The 15,936-nt window shown below is 63.0% G+C and carries 18 protein-coding genes; 8 read left to right on the top strand and 10 right to left on the bottom strand.

Going from position 1 to position 15,936, the window contains the following annotated elements:
- Position 1 precedes the first annotated feature (1 nt).
- The 3 genes from M1248_RS21385 to M1248_RS21375 all read right to left on the bottom strand — a co-directional run bounded on the left by M1248_RS21385 (position 2) and on the right by M1248_RS21375 (position 3,063).
- On the bottom strand, positions 2-1,231 hold the full coding sequence (locus tag M1248_RS21385) for a cytochrome P450 (RefSeq protein WP_163725077.1): 1,230 nt from the start codon (positions 1,229-1,231) through the stop codon (positions 2-4).
- On the bottom strand, positions 1,228-2,448 hold the full coding sequence (locus tag M1248_RS21380; RefSeq protein WP_163736797.1) for a CaiB/BaiF CoA transferase family protein: 1,221 nt from the start codon (positions 2,446-2,448) through the stop codon (positions 1,228-1,230). The genes M1248_RS21385 and M1248_RS21380 overlap by 4 nt, the downstream gene beginning before the upstream one ends.
- Before the next feature lie 84 nt (positions 2,449-2,532).
- Positions 2,533-3,063, bottom strand: coding sequence for a nuclear transport factor 2 family protein (locus M1248_RS21375; RefSeq protein ID WP_163736794.1), 531 nt, complete (start codon positions 3,061-3,063; stop codon positions 2,533-2,535).
- Between the two features lie 138 nt (positions 3,064-3,201).
- Between M1248_RS21375 and M1248_RS21370 the strand changes: the two genes are divergently transcribed.
- A complete protein-coding gene (locus tag M1248_RS21370) occupies positions 3,202-4,812 on the top strand; it encodes a class I adenylate-forming enzyme family protein (RefSeq protein ID WP_317149644.1) in 1,611 nt (536 codons plus the stop codon).
- A 7-nt stretch (positions 4,813-4,819) separates the two neighbouring features.
- On the opposite strand, the gene M1248_RS21365 is transcribed toward M1248_RS21370, so the two are convergent.
- Positions 4,820-5,239, bottom strand: a complete 420-nt coding sequence (locus tag M1248_RS21365) for a hypothetical protein (protein ID WP_163725071.1) — start codon at positions 5,237-5,239, stop codon at positions 4,820-4,822.
- Positions 5,240-5,315: 76 nt separating this feature from the next.
- On the opposite strand from M1248_RS21365, the gene M1248_RS21360 reads away from it, so the two are divergent.
- Together M1248_RS21360 and M1248_RS21355 are read left to right on the top strand one after the other, a co-directional pair.
- A complete protein-coding gene (locus tag M1248_RS21360; RefSeq protein WP_317149643.1) occupies positions 5,316-6,104 on the top strand; it encodes an SDR family NAD(P)-dependent oxidoreductase in 789 nt (262 codons plus the stop codon).
- Positions 6,105-6,123: 19 nt separating this feature from the next.
- Positions 6,124-7,203, top strand: a complete 1,080-nt coding sequence (locus M1248_RS21355) for a dihydrodipicolinate reductase (protein ID WP_317149642.1) — start codon at positions 6,124-6,126, stop codon at positions 7,201-7,203.
- On the opposite strand, the gene M1248_RS21350 is transcribed toward M1248_RS21355, so the two are convergent.
- A complete protein-coding gene (locus tag M1248_RS21350) occupies positions 7,200-7,985 on the bottom strand; it encodes an SDR family oxidoreductase (protein ID WP_317149641.1) in 786 nt (261 codons plus the stop codon). The two genes, M1248_RS21355 and M1248_RS21350, sit on opposite strands and share 4 nt — an antisense overlap.
- An 89-nt stretch (positions 7,986-8,074) precedes the next feature.
- Here M1248_RS21350 and M1248_RS21345 point away from each other — a divergent pair, with 89 nt between their 5' ends.
- On the top strand, positions 8,075-8,887 hold the full coding sequence (locus M1248_RS21345) for a mycofactocin-coupled SDR family oxidoreductase (protein ID WP_163736789.1): 813 nt from the start codon (positions 8,075-8,077) through the stop codon (positions 8,885-8,887).
- Positions 8,888-8,956: 69 nt separating this feature from the next.
- Here M1248_RS21345 and M1248_RS21340 read toward each other — a convergent pair whose 3' ends face one another.
- The 4 genes from M1248_RS21340 to M1248_RS21325 form a co-directional block, all read right to left on the bottom strand.
- Positions 8,957-9,292 (bottom strand): hypothetical protein, encoded by a 336-nt coding sequence (locus M1248_RS21340; protein WP_163736786.1) that lies wholly within the window; start codon positions 9,290-9,292, stop codon positions 8,957-8,959.
- Positions 9,293-9,402: 110 nt separating this feature from the next.
- A complete protein-coding gene (locus M1248_RS21335) occupies positions 9,403-10,086 on the bottom strand; it encodes a hypothetical protein (protein ID WP_163725058.1) in 684 nt (227 codons plus the stop codon).
- Between the two features lie 520 nt (positions 10,087-10,606).
- The gene (locus M1248_RS21330; RefSeq protein ID WP_232076051.1) at positions 10,607-11,680 is read right to left on the bottom strand and encodes a spirocyclase AveC family protein; all 1,074 of its coding nucleotides are present in this window, start codon (positions 11,678-11,680) and stop codon (positions 10,607-10,609) included.
- A 44-nt stretch (positions 11,681-11,724) separates the two neighbouring features.
- Positions 11,725-12,555, bottom strand: coding sequence for an SDR family NAD(P)-dependent oxidoreductase (locus M1248_RS21325; protein ID WP_163725055.1), 831 nt, complete (start codon positions 12,553-12,555; stop codon positions 11,725-11,727).
- 32 nt (positions 12,556-12,587) lie between these two features.
- Here M1248_RS21325 and M1248_RS21320 point away from each other — a divergent pair, with 32 nt between their 5' ends.
- Genes M1248_RS21320 through M1248_RS21305 form a run of 4 tightly spaced genes read left to right on the top strand, consistent with a single transcriptional unit; the run spans position 12,588 to position 15,015 of the window.
- A complete protein-coding gene (locus M1248_RS21320) occupies positions 12,588-13,247 on the top strand; it encodes a fatty-acid--CoA ligase (RefSeq protein WP_317149640.1) in 660 nt (219 codons plus the stop codon).
- Positions 13,247-13,441 carry a bacterioferritin-associated ferredoxin gene (locus M1248_RS21315; protein ID WP_163725046.1) on the top strand — a complete coding sequence of 65 codons (195 nt, stop codon included), beginning with the start codon at positions 13,247-13,249 and terminating at the stop codon, positions 13,439-13,441. Before M1248_RS21320 ends, M1248_RS21315 begins: the two co-directional genes overlap by 1 nt.
- A complete protein-coding gene (locus M1248_RS21310) occupies positions 13,438-14,199 on the top strand; it encodes an SDR family oxidoreductase (protein WP_163725043.1) in 762 nt (253 codons plus the stop codon). The genes M1248_RS21315 and M1248_RS21310 overlap by 4 nt, the downstream gene beginning before the upstream one ends.
- Before the next feature lie 12 nt (positions 14,200-14,211).
- Positions 14,212-15,015, top strand: coding sequence for an SDR family NAD(P)-dependent oxidoreductase (locus tag M1248_RS21305; RefSeq protein ID WP_163725040.1), 804 nt, complete (start codon positions 14,212-14,214; stop codon positions 15,013-15,015).
- A 7-nt stretch (positions 15,016-15,022) separates the two neighbouring features.
- Here M1248_RS21305 and M1248_RS21300 read toward each other — a convergent pair whose 3' ends face one another.
- Positions 15,023-15,865: an SDR family oxidoreductase gene (locus M1248_RS21300; RefSeq protein ID WP_163725037.1), complete on the bottom strand. Its 843-nt coding sequence runs from the start codon at positions 15,863-15,865 to the stop codon at positions 15,023-15,025.
- Between the last annotated feature and the right edge of the window lie 71 nt (positions 15,866-15,936).

The following is a 15,936-nucleotide window of genomic DNA, read 5'->3' as shown; positions in this document are numbered from 1 at the left end:
ATCAGCCGACCTTTCGCACCGGAACGTTGGAATAGCCACAGACATTCGTCATCGCCACGCGTCGCAGCCCGCCACGGTCGACTTCGTACTCCGGAACCAGATCCAGGAGAGCCTCGAAAGCGATGCGGCTCTCCATCCGAGCCAGCGCCGCACCCAGGCAGCTGTGCACGCCGTAGCCGAACGCCAAATTGAAGCCCATCTTTCGCTCACGGTCTATATCGAGTCGGTCGGGATCCTCGAACATGCGCTCGTCTCGGGTCGCTGAGCCGGTCACGAGCAGCACGGCGGCGCCTTCGGGGATCGTCGTTCCGTAATAGGTCACATCACGCGTCGCGGTGCGGATCTGGTACTGCGATGGAGCTTCGTAACGCAGAAGTTCTTCGACCGCCGCGGGAATCTTGCTGCGGTCTTCTCTCAGCAATCGCCACTGGTCGGGGAAGTCAGCGAACGCGACCATTGCGTTTCCGACGAGTTTGGTCACCGTCTCCGCGCCGGCACCACCCAGCATGGTCGCGAAGCCTGAGATATCCACGTCTGTCAGCTTTTCCACCACGCCGTCGCGCTCGATCTCGGTCTCGATCAGACGGCTGATCATGTCATCCTGAGGCTTCGCACGCCTCTGTTGAATGAGGTTGTAGTAGTAGATGCCGGTGTTCATCGAGGCTTCGTAACCCTGCTTGCTGGTCGCAATCTCCCCTGGCTGACGCTCGAGCAGTAGATCCAGCCAGAGCCTGATCTGATTGCGGTCCTCCTTGGGCACGCCGAGCATGGTGGTGATGACCTCGTTGGGGAACAACGCCGAAAAGTCCGCGACGACGTCGAACTCCGACGGGTCAAGTGCGTCAACGCATTCATAGACCTTCTCGCGGACCATGTCCTCCAGCCCGGCGATGGCGCGGGGGGTGAAGACCTTACTCACGAGCTTGCGCATCTTCTCGTGCTCAGGCGGGTCCATCGAGATGATCACCTTGGGCACCGGAATCGCGTCGTCGTGCGCCTTGACCATGTCGAGGGTCGCACCCTTCGCCGACGAGTAGGTTTCATGGTCCTTGGTCCCTGGCGCCACATCGTCGTACCGCGTCAATGCCCAGAAGTCCCACTTCTTGTTGTAGTACACCGGGGCCTCGTTGCGGAGCCTGCGGTATGTGTCGTATGCCCCGTCGAAGAAGTCCTGCGTGAACGGGTCGAATTCGATCGGACCGCCGGAAACCTCGGACGTCGTCGCATTCACAGAATCGCTCCCGATTCCTTGTGCCTCATGATCGTGTCCCAATCGATCCCCGCATCCATCAACACCTCTTCGGTGTGCTGACCGTGTTCCGGCGCACCCGGGGGAACGACGGATTGTTCATCGAATTGAACGGGGTTGGTGGGGAGAGAGAATGGTACGCCGCCGACCGTTTCGGTGCGGGCGATATAGCCGTTGGACGTGACGGCTGGATCGTCGCACAATTCCCCCGGCGTCTGCACGATGCCCCACGCGCCGGACAGTCCGGCGAGATTCTCCCGCCATTCTGCCAATGTCTGCTTTGCGAAGGCTTCGTCGAGCAAGGCGATCAGGCTGACTCGGTTCGCATATCTCGATGCCGGGTCGGCGAATCGCGGATCATCAACGAGCTCCGGAAGGCCGATCACATTCATCGCCTCGGCGTAGAACTTGTCGAGCTGCAACATCATCAGCTGTACGAAGCGATTGTCTTTCGTGCGATACGTCCCCACCAACGGGTTCGGTGCATCGGCATGCCCGAACTTCGGAATGGCGCTGCCGCCGTGTATCTGGCTCACCGCGACATCCGGGCTCAAGTTCCACGCCGCGAGCCCGAGCAGCGATACGTCGACGATCGAACCTCGGCCGGTCGTGGCCTTCTTGTAGAGCGCAGCCGCAATACCGCCGGCGATCGTCATGCCACCGAGCAGGTCACCGAACGCGGGCCGCGACCGAACAAGTTCGTCGCGCTCTTCGGTGAGGACCGTCGCAATCCCTCCGCGGGCCCAATAGGACACACCGTCATAGCCGGGCTTGTCCGAATCGGGCCCCTTGGGCCCGTGACCCGAGCCGCGCACGTACACGATGCTCGGGTTCACCGCGCGGATGGCCTCGACATCGATACCCAACTTCTTGCGCCGTTCCGGGAGATAGCTCGTCAGGAATACATCGCAACTCTTGGCCAGCTCGTGGACCACTTCCTTGCCACCGGGCGTATTCAAGTCCACGCCGATCGATTTCTTCCCCCGGTTGGGTATCTCGATCATGTAGTTGACCGCACCCCCGCCGGCGTCGACGATGCCCATGGTGACCAGCCCGCGTTGGGGGTCGCCGCCGTCTCGCGGCTCGACCTTGATGACCTCAGCACCCCATTCCGCGAGGACCGCCCCGGCCGAGGGAACGAACGTCCATGCGGCCACCTCCAGCACCCGGACTCCACTGAGTACTTTGTCGTCGGAAATGACGTGCCTCCCTACCTGCGATAACTATCGTTTTCAATAACGAGAATGTCATTTGCGGACCACTTTGTAAACCGCGGCACCAGGTCATGGCCGTCGCGATAGCTGTGACGGCAACCGGGGATCTCCGGCCTCCCAGAACGCTTTCCACGTTGGCATACGGTGCGGCATGGCTGGCCGAAGCTCGACGTCGGCCGGCCACCGCACAAAGTCCGGTCCCGGCCGCTCGGTCACGTCGACGGAGTACCACGGATGCTCGCGCCTCTGCACAAAGCACCATTCGCCGTCGCTGCGTGCGTAGACATCGTCGTATCGCATGGTGATGACATACCAGCCGTCGCCATCCTCGTGCTCCGCGCGGCAGTAGACCGACCCGGTCGCATTGTCGGCGTCGACGAAGTCGAAGGTGTGCCCGCAAATGAGGTGAATACTCCGATAAAACCGCCGCAGGACGCGTCCGTACCAGCGCTTCAACGCGTCCCTACCAATCCCTTCGGAGCCGGCGTCGACGTCCGCGACGAATACCGCCACCAAAGAATCGAGATCGCGGGCGTCGAGTGCCATCGCGTACCGGCTGGGCAGCTGGCTGATCGCAAGACTGGACTCGATCCGATCCAGTCGCCCCGTCACGGCCTCGTCCATGACTGCAGCATAGTTCGCACCGGAGCAGCTATGAGAACCGGTGTTCTCGAAAGTCGGAAAGACAACTATCCTGTTGAGGCCCAATGATCGTCCGAGGCGAGGATTGCCGACGCCATGCCCTTTCCGAGCATCACACCCACTATTCCCGCGCTCCTGAGGTCATGTGCGGCACGTTTTGGCGACAAGGAGTTTCTGATTGCCGACGGGCAGACGCTGACCTACGTCGACCTGGACCTCCGTTCCGCGGCGTTGTCACGAGCGCTGCTCGCATCGGGCATCGGCAAGGGCGACCACGTAGGAATTCTGATGCCCAACAGCGTCGAGTGGGCGATTGCATGGTTCGCCACGACGCGCATCGGTGCCGTCGCGGTCCCGATGAACACGTTCTACAAAGCCTCGGAGCTTGCCTGGACCGCGCGTCATGCCGATCTGCGAGCGATCTTGGCTTGGTCATCGTTTCGCAACCACGATTTCATCGAACGCCTCGAAGAGGCGTTGCCCGGATTGGCTGACCAGGGCGAGCCTGGCCGCTTGTTCCTGCGCAAGACCCCGTACCTCCGCATGATCGCAGTGTGGGGACCGTGTGAGCGAGCCTGGGCGTCCGAACACGGCAGTGACAGTACGACCGATGTCGACGACGACTACCTCATCGCAGTCGAATCCTGCGTGACACCGGCAGACGATGCCATGATCATCTACACCTCGGGAAGCACCGGTGACCCGAAGGCGCCCGTGCACACTCAGGGCACACTCGTTCGCCATACCTACAACCTCACGTTCGACTACGGCGTCGCGCACGACACGGTGATGTTCACCTCCATGCCGTTCTTTTGGGTCGGCGGTTTGATCACGGGTATACACGCGGTGGTTCACCACGGTGCCACCCTCGTCACCCAGCCCGCGTTCGACGCCGCGGATGCACTGGAGCTCATTGAAAGACATCGCGCGACAATCACACTGGGCTGGCCGCAACAGGGAAAGACGCTCGCCGAGCATCCGGACTTCACTCGAAGGGACCTCAGTTCGGTTCAGCGCACCAGCATGCCCGCAATGGTGCCGCCCGAGCGCCGCCCGAAGGGACCCAATGCGCTGGGGATGACCGAACTGTGTGGCAACCACATCGGTGTCGACCCCTATCCCCCGCAGCCTCCTGAGCGTGCGGAAACGGGCGGGCGGTCCATCGAGGGGCTGTCGCACCTCCTCGTCGACCCGGACTCGGGCCGACCCGCACCCGTGGGAACGGAGGGCGAAATCTGGGTGCGCGGTTACTCGTTGATGCAACGCCTGTACAAGCGTGAGCGAGAAGATGTCTTCACGCCCGACGGCTACTACCGCACCGGTGACTGCGGCGTTGCATACGACGACGGCTGGATCAAGTTCACCGGCCGTCTCGGAGACTTGATCAAGACCGGCGGGGGCACCAACGTCACGCCCAGCGAGGTCGAGACCGCCCTGACAGATTGTGATGGCGTGCTCGAGGCATATGTCGTGGGCGCCAAGGATGCCGGCAACGGGACTGTCGTCGCTGCGGCAGTGGTCCCTCGCGGGAATTCGGTCCTCGACGGTGACGATCTGCGCGCGCAGGTGCGCGATCGGCTCTCAGCCTACAAGGTGCCGAAATTCATCTGGGTCACTTCCAAGAGCGAACTCCCCTTCACCGCCACCGGCAAGGTGAAGAAATCAGATCTGGCCGTGCAGCTGAGCAGGCTGCTGGTCAACCGGTAGCGGAGCGTCAGGGCAGGTTGGTCTTCAGTAAGGTCAGCGGAATACCGTACAGCGGTTCCAATTTCACTTCGACGACCTCGAACCCGTCACCCTCGACGTGCTGACGGAAGTCGGCGTTGGCGCCGTGGCCGTGTGCGATGTGCTCAGCCGCGTCACAATCCGCGGTTCGTATGACGACCGAGAACAATCCGTCACCATTGCGGGCAAGGAAGTCGGCCGCGGTTCCCGCCTCGGTCGGCGCATCCTCCAGCGGCGATATCAGTTCGAACCCGCGTTCCCAGTCGAGCCTGATGGACAGTCGCAACTCCTCGTGGTCGAAGGCCTGGAATTGAAACCCCAGAGCTGCGAGATACTCTGCCGCGCCGTCCAGCCGCTCCAGTGCGATGGCGAAGACGACGTGGTGCAGCAGCGGCAGCGGCCGGTTCATGATGAAAGCCTAACCAGGAGAGAGCAGGGGTTCCATTTATCGGAAACTACAATTCTCACTAATGTAGATTCGCAGCGTGGCGCTTGAACAATTCCAGCTCGATGGTCAGGTTGCGATCGTTACGGGCGCCGGGCGGGGTGTCGGCGAGGGTATCGCCAAAGTGCTCGCGGAGGCCGGTGCCACGGTCGTCGGGACGGCACGCACGTCATCGGAAGTCGAGTCCACGATCAAGGACATCAAGACCGCGGGCGGCAACGGCCTCGCATTGACGGCGGACGCCCTGAAACGCGAGGACAGCCAGCGGGTCGTGCAGACCGTGGTCGATGAATTCGGCCGCATCGACATCCTGGTGAACAACGTAGGTTTCGCCACCTACGGCCCGTTCTTGAGTCTCACGTCGGACAACCTTCGCAGCACGTTCGACTATTGCGTGACGTCAGCGTTCGACATGAGCCAGCTCGTCGTACCGCACATGCTCGAGCTCGGGCGTGGCTCGATCGTCAACATCTCCTCCGGCGCGGGGCGGTTCGGCATTCGCGGGCTGTTGCCGTACTCGGTGGCCAAGGGCGGCCTCGAAGCATTGACGCGCGCCATGGCCCAAGAGCTCGCTCCCAAGATCCGGGTCAACGCGATCGCTCTCGGCGCGTTCCTGACCACCGGCCTGCAGTCGAGCTTCGACCTGATGCCGGGCTCCGAGGAGAAGCTGAAGGAGCGGACGCCGTTGCACCGCATCGGCGACGTCGCCGATCTTGGTCGGCTGGCCCTGTACCTGTGCACAAAAGACTGCTACGCCACCAACTCGACGTTCGTCGTCGACGGCGGTCTGCAGGGACCGAATTCCGAACTGCCTATCCCCGATCTGTGAACCACGAGGAGCAGAGTTCATGAGCAGCGAGCCGTTGAAGGTCGCCGTCATCTCCACAGGCTGGATCAGCAGCCTCGCGATCCGTGCGATCGTCAAGCGCCCTCACCTGGAACTCGTCGGAGTCTGGGTACACAGCCCCGAGAAGACGGGACGCGATGCCGGAGAGGTCGTCGGAATCGACCCGATCGGAGTCACCACGACAAACGATCTCGACGACATCATCACGCTGAAGCCCGACTGCGTCGTCTACGGCGCAGCAAGCGCCGAGATGGACGCCGCCGCAGTGCGTGACTACATACGGTTACTCAACGGTGGACTCAACGTGGTCACCACCAATACGCCGGGAATGATGTTCCCCGACAGATGGATTCCCGAACTCGCAAGCCAGGTGCGCGAGGCCGCACTGGCAGGCGGGGTCACGATCTACACGTCGGGCATCGAACCCGGGTTCGCCGGTGACCAGTTTGCAATACTCCTGACAACACTCTCCAACAGGATCCGGTCCATCCGCGCCCAGGAGATCTTCGACTACTCGGCATACCCCAACCGGGACCTCATGGTCACCGCGATGGGTTTCGGCGAACCCCTGGACTTCACGCCCCTGCTCGAACTCGACGGCGCGCAGCAGTTCGCGTGGGGACCGCCGATCGGGCTAGTCGCGAAGGCGCTCGGCGTCGAGCTGGACGAAGTCACCGAATCGTATGAACGCGTGATCACCCCCCGCGACCTCCACGTCGCCTGCGGCACCATTCCCGCCGGGACGGTCGGCGCCGTCCGTGCTGTCACCAGCGGGGTCGTCAATGGGCACCCGGTGATCACCATCGAACACATCAACCGGATGGCGCCCGACCTGGGACCTGACTGGGCGACGGCGCCCAACGGCACCTACCGCCTCATCATCGAGGGTAAGCCGCACATGCAGTGTGATCTGCGGCTCGGGACCGAGGACACCGCGGAGTCGGCCAACGCCAATGCGATGGAGGCGACAGCCATGCGCGTCGTGAACGCCATTCCCTACGTCGTTGATGCGGCACCGGGCATCGCGACGTCGCTGGACCTCCCGATCACCGCACCACGCAACGCCATCGACACCGATTAGACCGTGAACATGGGCCCGCGCGGCGCGCCGCGGACCTCATTGCCTCCGTCGATGGCGAAGCTCTGCCCGGTCATCCAACTTGATTCCGGGCCGGCCAGGTAGCGCACGCCGGGGGCGATGTCATTGGATACACCGAGTCTGCCGAGTGGAACCCGTTCCAAGAAGCTGCTCGTCAACTCCTCCAGGTGAATGTAGCCCTGCGTTGTGGCTGCCTCGGTCAGGCCGGGACGCACCGCGTTGACACGGATACCACGCGGTCCCAGCTCCGAAGCGGCCACGCGAATGAGCATCTCGAGCGCGGCCTTGCCCGCCGAGTAGTGCCCGAGGCCCTCCATCGGCATCTTCGACGACGTGGATGAGATGAACACGATCGAACCGCCGTCTGTCATCAGCGGCGCCGCATAGCGCAAAGCAAGGAAATTGGACCGTAGATTACCCATGACGAAGTCGGTGAAGGTGGCCAGATCTTGCTCGATGAGTGGACCGGTACCCCCACTGGCGACCGTGCCGACGACGATATCGAGCCGATTGCGAACGTCGTACGCCGCCTGCGCCGCCGCTTTGACGGTGGCCTCGTCCTCCGGATCACCTTTGTGCAGCGCGATTTCAGCGCCAGGGACAGCCTCGAGGACGCCGTCTCGCGTCGCTTCCAGCCGCGCGGTGGACCTGCCAAGGAGAAACAGTGCCGCGCCGTCGGCCGCGAGGAGTTTCGCACTAGCCTGCGCAATTCCTGCCGATGCCCCCAAGATGAACGCGGTCTGGCCGTCAAGCACACCACCCATGGAAAGCGACGCTACCCCGACGCCAAGACTGATTCTCGCTTTTCAGAAATGCTGATTCTCTCCTGCGGTAGCGTACGAACGTGCCAGACATGACCGACAAGGTCGCACTCATCACAGGAGCAGCCCGTGGCCAGGGCCGCGCCCATGCCGAACGGCTCAGTGCCCACGGGGCCGACGTCATCCTGGTCGACATCGCCGGCCCGTTGCCGCCAAGCGTGCCCTACGACTCGGCTACGCCAGAGGACCTGGCGGAGACGGCAGAACTCGTCACCGCGCACGGTCGGCGTGCCATCACCACGATCGTGGACACTCGCGACCATGACGGGATGTGCGCCGCCGTGCAGCGTGGCGTCGACGAGCTGGGTCGCCTCGATGTGATCGTCGCGAACGCAGGAATATGTGTTCCGTCGACGTGGGATCGGGTGTCCGCTAGCGACTTCCAGGACACCATCGACATCAATCTAGTCGGCACATGGAATACGGTGATGGCAGGAGCCAAGCACATCATCGCCGGGGGGCGCGGCGGGTCCATCATTCTCATCGGCTCCGCAGCCGGCGTGACGATGGAACCGTTCATGATCGCTTACACCGCAAGCAAGCACGCGATCACAGGATTGGCTCGCGCCTTCGCCGCTGAACTCGGTAAGCACAACATCCGCGTCAACAGCCTTCATCCCGGTTCGGTCGCCACGCCGATGGGAAGTGGAGGGATGATCGAGGCGATGGCGGCCGCCGCGACGTCGAACCCTGTTCTGCGGCCTGGCTACAGCAAGCAGTTGCTGCCCGATGCAGTGACGATGCCGGAGGACATCGCCAACGCGGTGGCGTGGCTGGCATCCGACGAGGCGCGCTATGTCACGGGTGCCGCCATCCCAGTCGACGTAGGCGTGACCGGCAGCTAGCGCGAGCAGACGCAAAGTTGCCTCGATCTGCCGCGAAATGGGTGGGTTTGCGTCTGCTCGACGAAGAGATCAGCCTGCCGCTTCGCGCTCATCATGGATGCGGACCAATTCCCTGAATCCGACACTCGGATAACCAGGGACGGGTTGAATGCCCCAGTCGTCTCTCGCCGTCTGCTGTCCCGCGGCCTCGGGCGCACCACCGAAGGGCGGACCACCCAGCGGGTAGGGCTGCTGACAGTCCAGCGAATCGTCGGAATACCGGACCTTCATCAACTCACTGCAGATCTCGGTGAGCGACAGGCTCGGCCACCCGTACCACAAGGCCAGCGCAGGGACCGTCATCGCGCCTTCGATTACCAGGCCGAACAGGCAGACGTAGAGTCCACGCTTCAGCCACTTGTGCATGCGGGCGAACGGTGCGGTGGTGCCGAGGGGAAGTCGGGCTTCTGAGTCGTCCTGTGCGGCAGTGGTATCACTCACGATGTCGGCTTTCTATGGCTGGCGAATACGGTCTGTCAGTCAGAGAAGATTTCTCTGTTCACCGTGTGCAGGTACGGGATCGCGAGGAATGGGGTGATGTAGAAGATGTTGTAAAGCCACCAACCGATCACCGGGAACGCGACTCCGGCGTAACGTACGTCGGCGTACATCGTCATGTTGAGGATGTAGCCCAGCCAGGTGATGAGTCCGAACCAGCAGGTGACGATCATCCACTGCTGTCCCCACCGCTTCATCTGCAGGAAGCCGATCGCTGCGGCGATACGCATCGGGAAGACCACCACGATGCAGATGATGATCCACGCCTTCTCGCCTGGCGCGCCCGCTCCGCCGATCCAGAGTTCGTTGTAGTGCCAGAAGTAGCCACCGTCCATGAGGTTGCCCCATGCCGTGAAGATCGTCCGCGTGATCAACGCATGGTTGGCGAACACATCGAGTCCCCAACCGATGCTGTTGATCGCGGCGTCGATGATGATCACGTAGCCGATCAGCGTCACCATCATCGGCCGCACGGACAAGCCCGAGCGTTCGGCCCGCCGGAAGAGCACGACGCCACGGCAGAATATGGGCAATCCGATCGGCCCGAGCACCAGCGTTCCCATCAGGATTGAGCCGACGATGAGCCACCGATCTGCCCGACGTTGGGCCAGGCGGCTTTCGTCATAGTGCTCGTCGTAGGTGGTCGTTGATGTCCGCGTCACGATGCGCCCTACCAGTCCTTGACCATCAACATCTGCAGCTGAATCAGGAACATGGCGATCATGGCCCCGTACACGACGATCTGGAACACGATGAGTGCGCGGCGTCGTCGCCTGTCTTGCTCATTCACGACGGCTCAGAAGGTTCCGATATTGGCGAGCAGCCAGTACCAGAACACGATGATGCCGATCATCGCTCCCCACGCAAACGCGAGGCGCACAAGTTCCTGAAACATCGTCAATCCCCTCATGCCGGCCGCCGTGGAAACCGGCCCACCACCTAAGCTTTCAGAGCCGCGGAGCACCTCAGGCGCTACACGCCATCAGTGAGAACGTGCATTTCCGTTTCTGGAATATTGTTGATCTCATCCTGTTTGTCAAGTTCGGTCAATTCAAGGTGGCGGATTGACGGAATCGGTGAAACCTGTCGAAGGTCAGCGCAGGCTCACGCTCGGTCACTCCGATATTCGAAAAGCCTTGTTGCCCTGCTCTTCCCGCGTGGGCTCAGACCGTCGACGGTCTCCTACCTGAAGAAGGGCCCCGGCTTGCCTGCTTCTTCGAGATGACCGTAGGGGTCGTATACCTTCACGTTCGGATACGGGTTCTGGTCGTAGGCGGGGCGCGACAGGCCGGCTTCACGCAGGCCGGCCAACACCGCAAGTGGCGTCGCGAACGACACCAGACCCACGGCGACCGATATGAGCAGCTGGCGGGTCAGCGTCACCTTCGGCCGGCCGGCCCGCGCGGGAAGCCACCGGGCAATCCGGTTGATGAGCACCAGATCACCGTTCTCGTCTCGGACGCACATCACGGCGACCATCCCGAAGATGATGGAGTCGTAGACCGCCATGATCACCGGAAAATGGATGTGACCGATCTGCAGAACCGGACCGACGGCCTCGGTGTAGAAAAATATGCCCGCCCGCATCCACGCGAACTGGATGAGGCCGTTGATCGGGATCGCGACGATGGTCGCACCGATGAAGACCGCGACCAGCCGGTGACGGACGAACCAACTCGAGCGCCGCAAAAGTGGGTCGACGAGGCGGTCGTGCAATTGCAGAAAGCCCAGCCCGTTGAGAAGGTAATAGGCGGCATATCCCCCGAGGAACGCCAGCGCAGGCTCGAGGTTCGGCGAAATGTTGACGTATGGCCACGAGAGGGGGAAGTGCAGCATGCGCGGATCGAAGATCGCGAAAGTCGCCCAGTTAGCGAGCGGGTCCAGCGCGCCCGTGATGAGCCCGGCGAAAGCGATGATGACCGCCCAGTGGATTTTGCGCTGACGCCAGGACAGCCAGCTCAGTGCTGCGATCAGCCCGATTGCCATGGGTATCGAGCTGATGGCGACCGCGATAGGCCAGTTGTCGAAGCCGAGGAACGGCGGATATGGCGCTGGCCCCGGGTTGGGGTTGGTCCGCTCGGGGTCGCCGTGCAGACCGGACTGGATGGTCGCGACCGTCACCACAGCGAAGGCAAGGTAAGCGACGCCGAACAGTCCCCACCCGATCCGCGCCGGCCACGGTGAGTGGGTGTCCTTCACCAGGGGCCCTGGATCTGCGCTGGAGTCGGACGGATCAACCTTCACCCTGTATGTCACTACCTGAGAATAGGCGTTGCCGGTGTCGGCACAGGGACTTTTCCTTACTCAGCGGCCCGCAAGCTGTTGCCCTTGATGACCGGCATGTTGGTCCACGTCCCCCGGTCGTCGCGATACCAGCCCGCAGCCGCCAGGGCGCCGCCGTCGGCATGCACAACGGTTCCCGAGACCCACGCGGCCAGCGGGCTGGCCAGGAACAGCACGCAGCCCGCAATGTCTTCTGGAGTGCCGAAGCGGCCCAGCGGAATCCATCGGGGAATGTGATGGCGTTGTGACGGGTGGATCATGCGGTCCAGCGGAACCTGGGCGCTGTCGGTGGTTTCCGGCGCCACCGCGTTGACGCGTATCCCTTCCGGGCCCAGCTCGAGCGCGAGACTCATGGTGAACCCCGTGACCGCCGCCTTGAACGCGCCGTACACCGCGAACTGCGGTATGCCGCGGAAACCCTCGATCGACGAGATGTTCGTGATGCTCGCTCCGCCACCGGCGACCCGAAGCAGCGGCAGCATGGCCCGCGTGACAGAGAAGATGTGTTTGAGGTTCACCCGGTAGATGTCGTCGATCTGGTCGTCGGTCAATTGGTCGAACGGAGTCGGACGCGTCACAAAATGCCCGACGTTGTTCACGAGTACGTCGAGTCGGCCGAACCGTTCATCGATCGTCGTCGCCAGCGACCACACATCGACGGCATCGGTCGCATCGCCGTGTATCACCTGAACGTTGGCGCCAGCCGTCCGCAGCTCCTCGGCGCGACCCTCGTCGATCTCGAGCGCGACAACCGTGGCGCCCTGTTCTGCGAACATCGACACGGTCGCTCGCCCGATTCCCGCGCCGCCACCGGTGACCAGAACAACCTTGTCGGTGAAGTCGATCATGTCCACCTCCACTAGAGAACCAATATTCTCACATGCGAGAATCGTCGGTCATGGGCGACACCGCACTGCGCAGCTTCGTCTTTGCGGTTGAGTTCGCGGTCGGCGATCCCGCACGCGTGTGGCCGGTTCTGACGCAACACGAAGGGAGCCTGCGAGAGCTCGGCGCGCACTACGCTTTCATTTACGAATCGATCGTCGAGCCGGCACGGGTGCTCGTCGTCATCGGCGTCCGCACCGAGCAGCCGCTGCTGAATCTGCTTCGGTCACCGCAACTCTTCGAGTGGTTCGATGCCGTTGGTCTCGATGACCTTCCAGCGGTATTCGCGGGCGAGACCGTGGAACGCTTCGACATCGGTGAGCCGCCGGCACCGGGCACCGAGATCGTGGTCGCCGCCGTCACCCCGGTCGACGACGTCGAAAGTTTCATGGCCCGGGTGCGCGCGTCGCTACGCCATTTCGCCCGCGCCGGCATCCGCAGGACCCTGGTCTACCGAGCCTTCGACACCGCGCACGAGGTGATGTTCCTGCAACAGCTGGCGAGCGCGGAGAAGGCACTCGTTTGGTTGGACCGCTCAGAGGTTGCGGCGTCCTGGCTCACCGCCGCCGGCGTGGGCGCATATCCGCCGGTCTTCGTAGGACGGTTCGTCAATGCGATGCGCCTGGCCGACGCCAGCGAGACGGACCTGCACTGATGTACGTCTGCTTGTGTCAGGGTGTCACGAACGACACGGTTTCTGCCGCCATCGTCGCGGGAGCAAGGACCACCAAACAGGTGGCCGCGGCGTCCGGGGCAGGATCAGAGTGCGGCAGGTGTTGCCGCACCATCAGGTCGATCATCGATTCCTTCTCGACAACAACGGAATCAGGCAGGGGAAGCAGGGTATGACAGATCCGCACTCCGACATCGCGGGAATACGGATGCTCATCGTCGGCGCATCGTCCGGGATCGGACAAGCCCTGGCGCTGGCCGCCCATGCTCGGGGGGTGAAAGTCGCCCTTGCGGCGCGGCGGGTGAACATCCTGACCACGCTGGCCGAACAGCTCGACGGCTCAGCACACGAGCTCGACGTGTCCGATCCGCAGGCCATCGAACGCGTCGTCGGCGAGGTCGCGGCGCGCCTCGGCGGTCTCGACGCGGTCGTGTTCACCAGCGCCTCTGCGCCATTCGCGTTGATCGAGGACACCGACGTCACCACCTGGATGCACACCTATGCCGTCAACGCTGTGGGCGCCTCCCACCTGTTGCGCGCAGCCGTGCCACACCTCGCCGACAACGCAGTCGCGCTCATCGCATCGAGCCACGACGTCGGCCGGCCGCGCGCCGGCGTCGCCGCCTATCACGCGAGCAAGGCCGCTCTCGACGAGATCCTGAGGTCATGGCGTGCCGAGCATCCGGAACTGCCAGTAATTCGGGTGAGCGTCGGCCCGACAGAGGGTACCGAGATCCTGCGCGGTGCTGACCGCGATCTGCTGGCGGACCTGTACCGGACATGGGCGCACGAGGGTCAGATCCCAGCCGAGATGTCCGCGGTCGACGATGTCGCGAATGCCCTGCTGTCCTTCATTGCCGTCGCGCGGGCCAATCCGACCGTCGTGAGCGATATCGTGCACCTCGCGCCGCGGGCCCGTACAAAGAAGACCTGAGGAGGAAACACAATGGATCTGGGCTTCGCGGGTGCCACCGCTGTCGTCACCGGAGGCAGCAAGGGCATGGGTCTTGCGATCGCAGAAACCCTTGGTGCCGAGGGCGCCTCGGTGGCGATCATGGCGCGTGGACGAAAAGCGCTCGAAGCAGCGGCCGATCGCGTTCGAAGCGCGGGGGCTCCCGAGGTACTGCCGATCACCGTCGACATGGCGGATGCCGAATCGATCGTGGCGGGGTACGCGGCGGTGAGCGACGCCTGGGGCAGGCTCAACGTGCTTGTGCACACCGTCGGCCCCAGCGCGGGCGCGTTCGAAGAACTCGACGACGACGACTGGCACGCCGCGTTCGATCTGGGCACGATGTCCGCAGTCCGTTCTGTGCGTGCAGCGCTGCCCATGCTCCGCGCCGCCGAATGGGCCCGCATCGTCACACTTTCCGCGCACTCGATCCAGCGTCAAAGCGCACGCCTGGTGGCCTACACCGCATCGAAGGCCGCACTGTCGAGCTTCACCAAGAATCTGTCCAAAAGCCTTGGACCCGAGGGAATCCTTGTCAACTGCGTGTGCCCAGGGACGATAGTTACGGCCAGCTTCACCGAGGTCCTCAAGGACATTCTGGCTGAGGACGGCCTTGACTCCTCCGATCCTCACGACGTGATGAAGTGGGTAGAGCAGACTTACGGGCATCCCTGCGACATCGGCCGTGCCGGCCTGCCCGAGGAGATCGCCTCCGCAACGGCATATCTCGCGTCGCGACGTAACGGCTACGTCACCGGCGCCACCATGAACGTCGACGGGGGGTCGGACTTCATCTGAGAACGGCTCAGCCGTTCTTCGACATCTCCCCTGCCGCGGTATCCGCCCACTGGGCTTCGTGGCGGCCCATGGTCATCGCACCGTTCCAGCCGCCGTCGGTCCACAGGACCTCACCGCCGACATAGCTGAACCGCGGGCTGCCCAGACAGACCAGTGGCCAAGCCTGCTCCTCCGCAGTGGAGTAGCGACCGACCGGCCCGATCGCCTGATCCACCGTCTCCTTGCCCATCAGATCCTGGAACGCCGGCATCATCGCCGTGTCGGTGGGACCCGGGTTGATGCAGTTGATCCGGATGCCTCTGGGGCCTAGCTCTGGATACCACCAACCGACCCACGCATCGATGACGTATTTGGAGTACGCGTAGCCACTCCAGGACCACCTCTTCTCGTTGGCCGTGAGCCATTCGACCGCGGCATCGAAGCCGTCTGTCTCCAGAAGTCCCGTGATCACCTTGATGTGATCCTGCCAGCCGAGCGCCGCCGAGGACGAGATCACGCTGATCGACGATCCGTTGACCATCTTCGGCACCAGTTGCTCGGCCAGATGCCGTGCGCCGACGAAGTTCACCAGAATGGTGTCCCACTCGCTGAACGGCGGACCAGGAAGGCCTGCGCAGCTGAACAAGCCGTCGATCGGCCCGTCGATCGACGCGGCGACCGCTTCGATGTTCGCGCGATCGCGTAGGTCGATCGTCAATGCACGGTCCACCGCAACCGTGGTCGGCTTGATGTCGAGCGCGGTCACGGTGGCACCGAGATCGACGAGGATCTGTGCGGTCGCCTGGCCCATTCCTGATGCGGCGCCAGTGACAACGACCGACTTGCCTTCGTACCCCAGCACATCTTCCATTTCGAGAACCTCACTTAACGAATAGTGAGAACAAACATTATCACCATCGATACTGTGGAAGTCTGCGCCAC

The organism is Mycobacterium sp. 29Ha (assembly GCF_032883055.1).
GTDB lineage: Bacteria > Actinomycetota > Actinomycetes > Mycobacteriales > Mycobacteriaceae > Mycobacterium > Mycobacterium gallinarum.
This window is presented reverse-complemented; position numbering and strand designations above follow the sequence as displayed.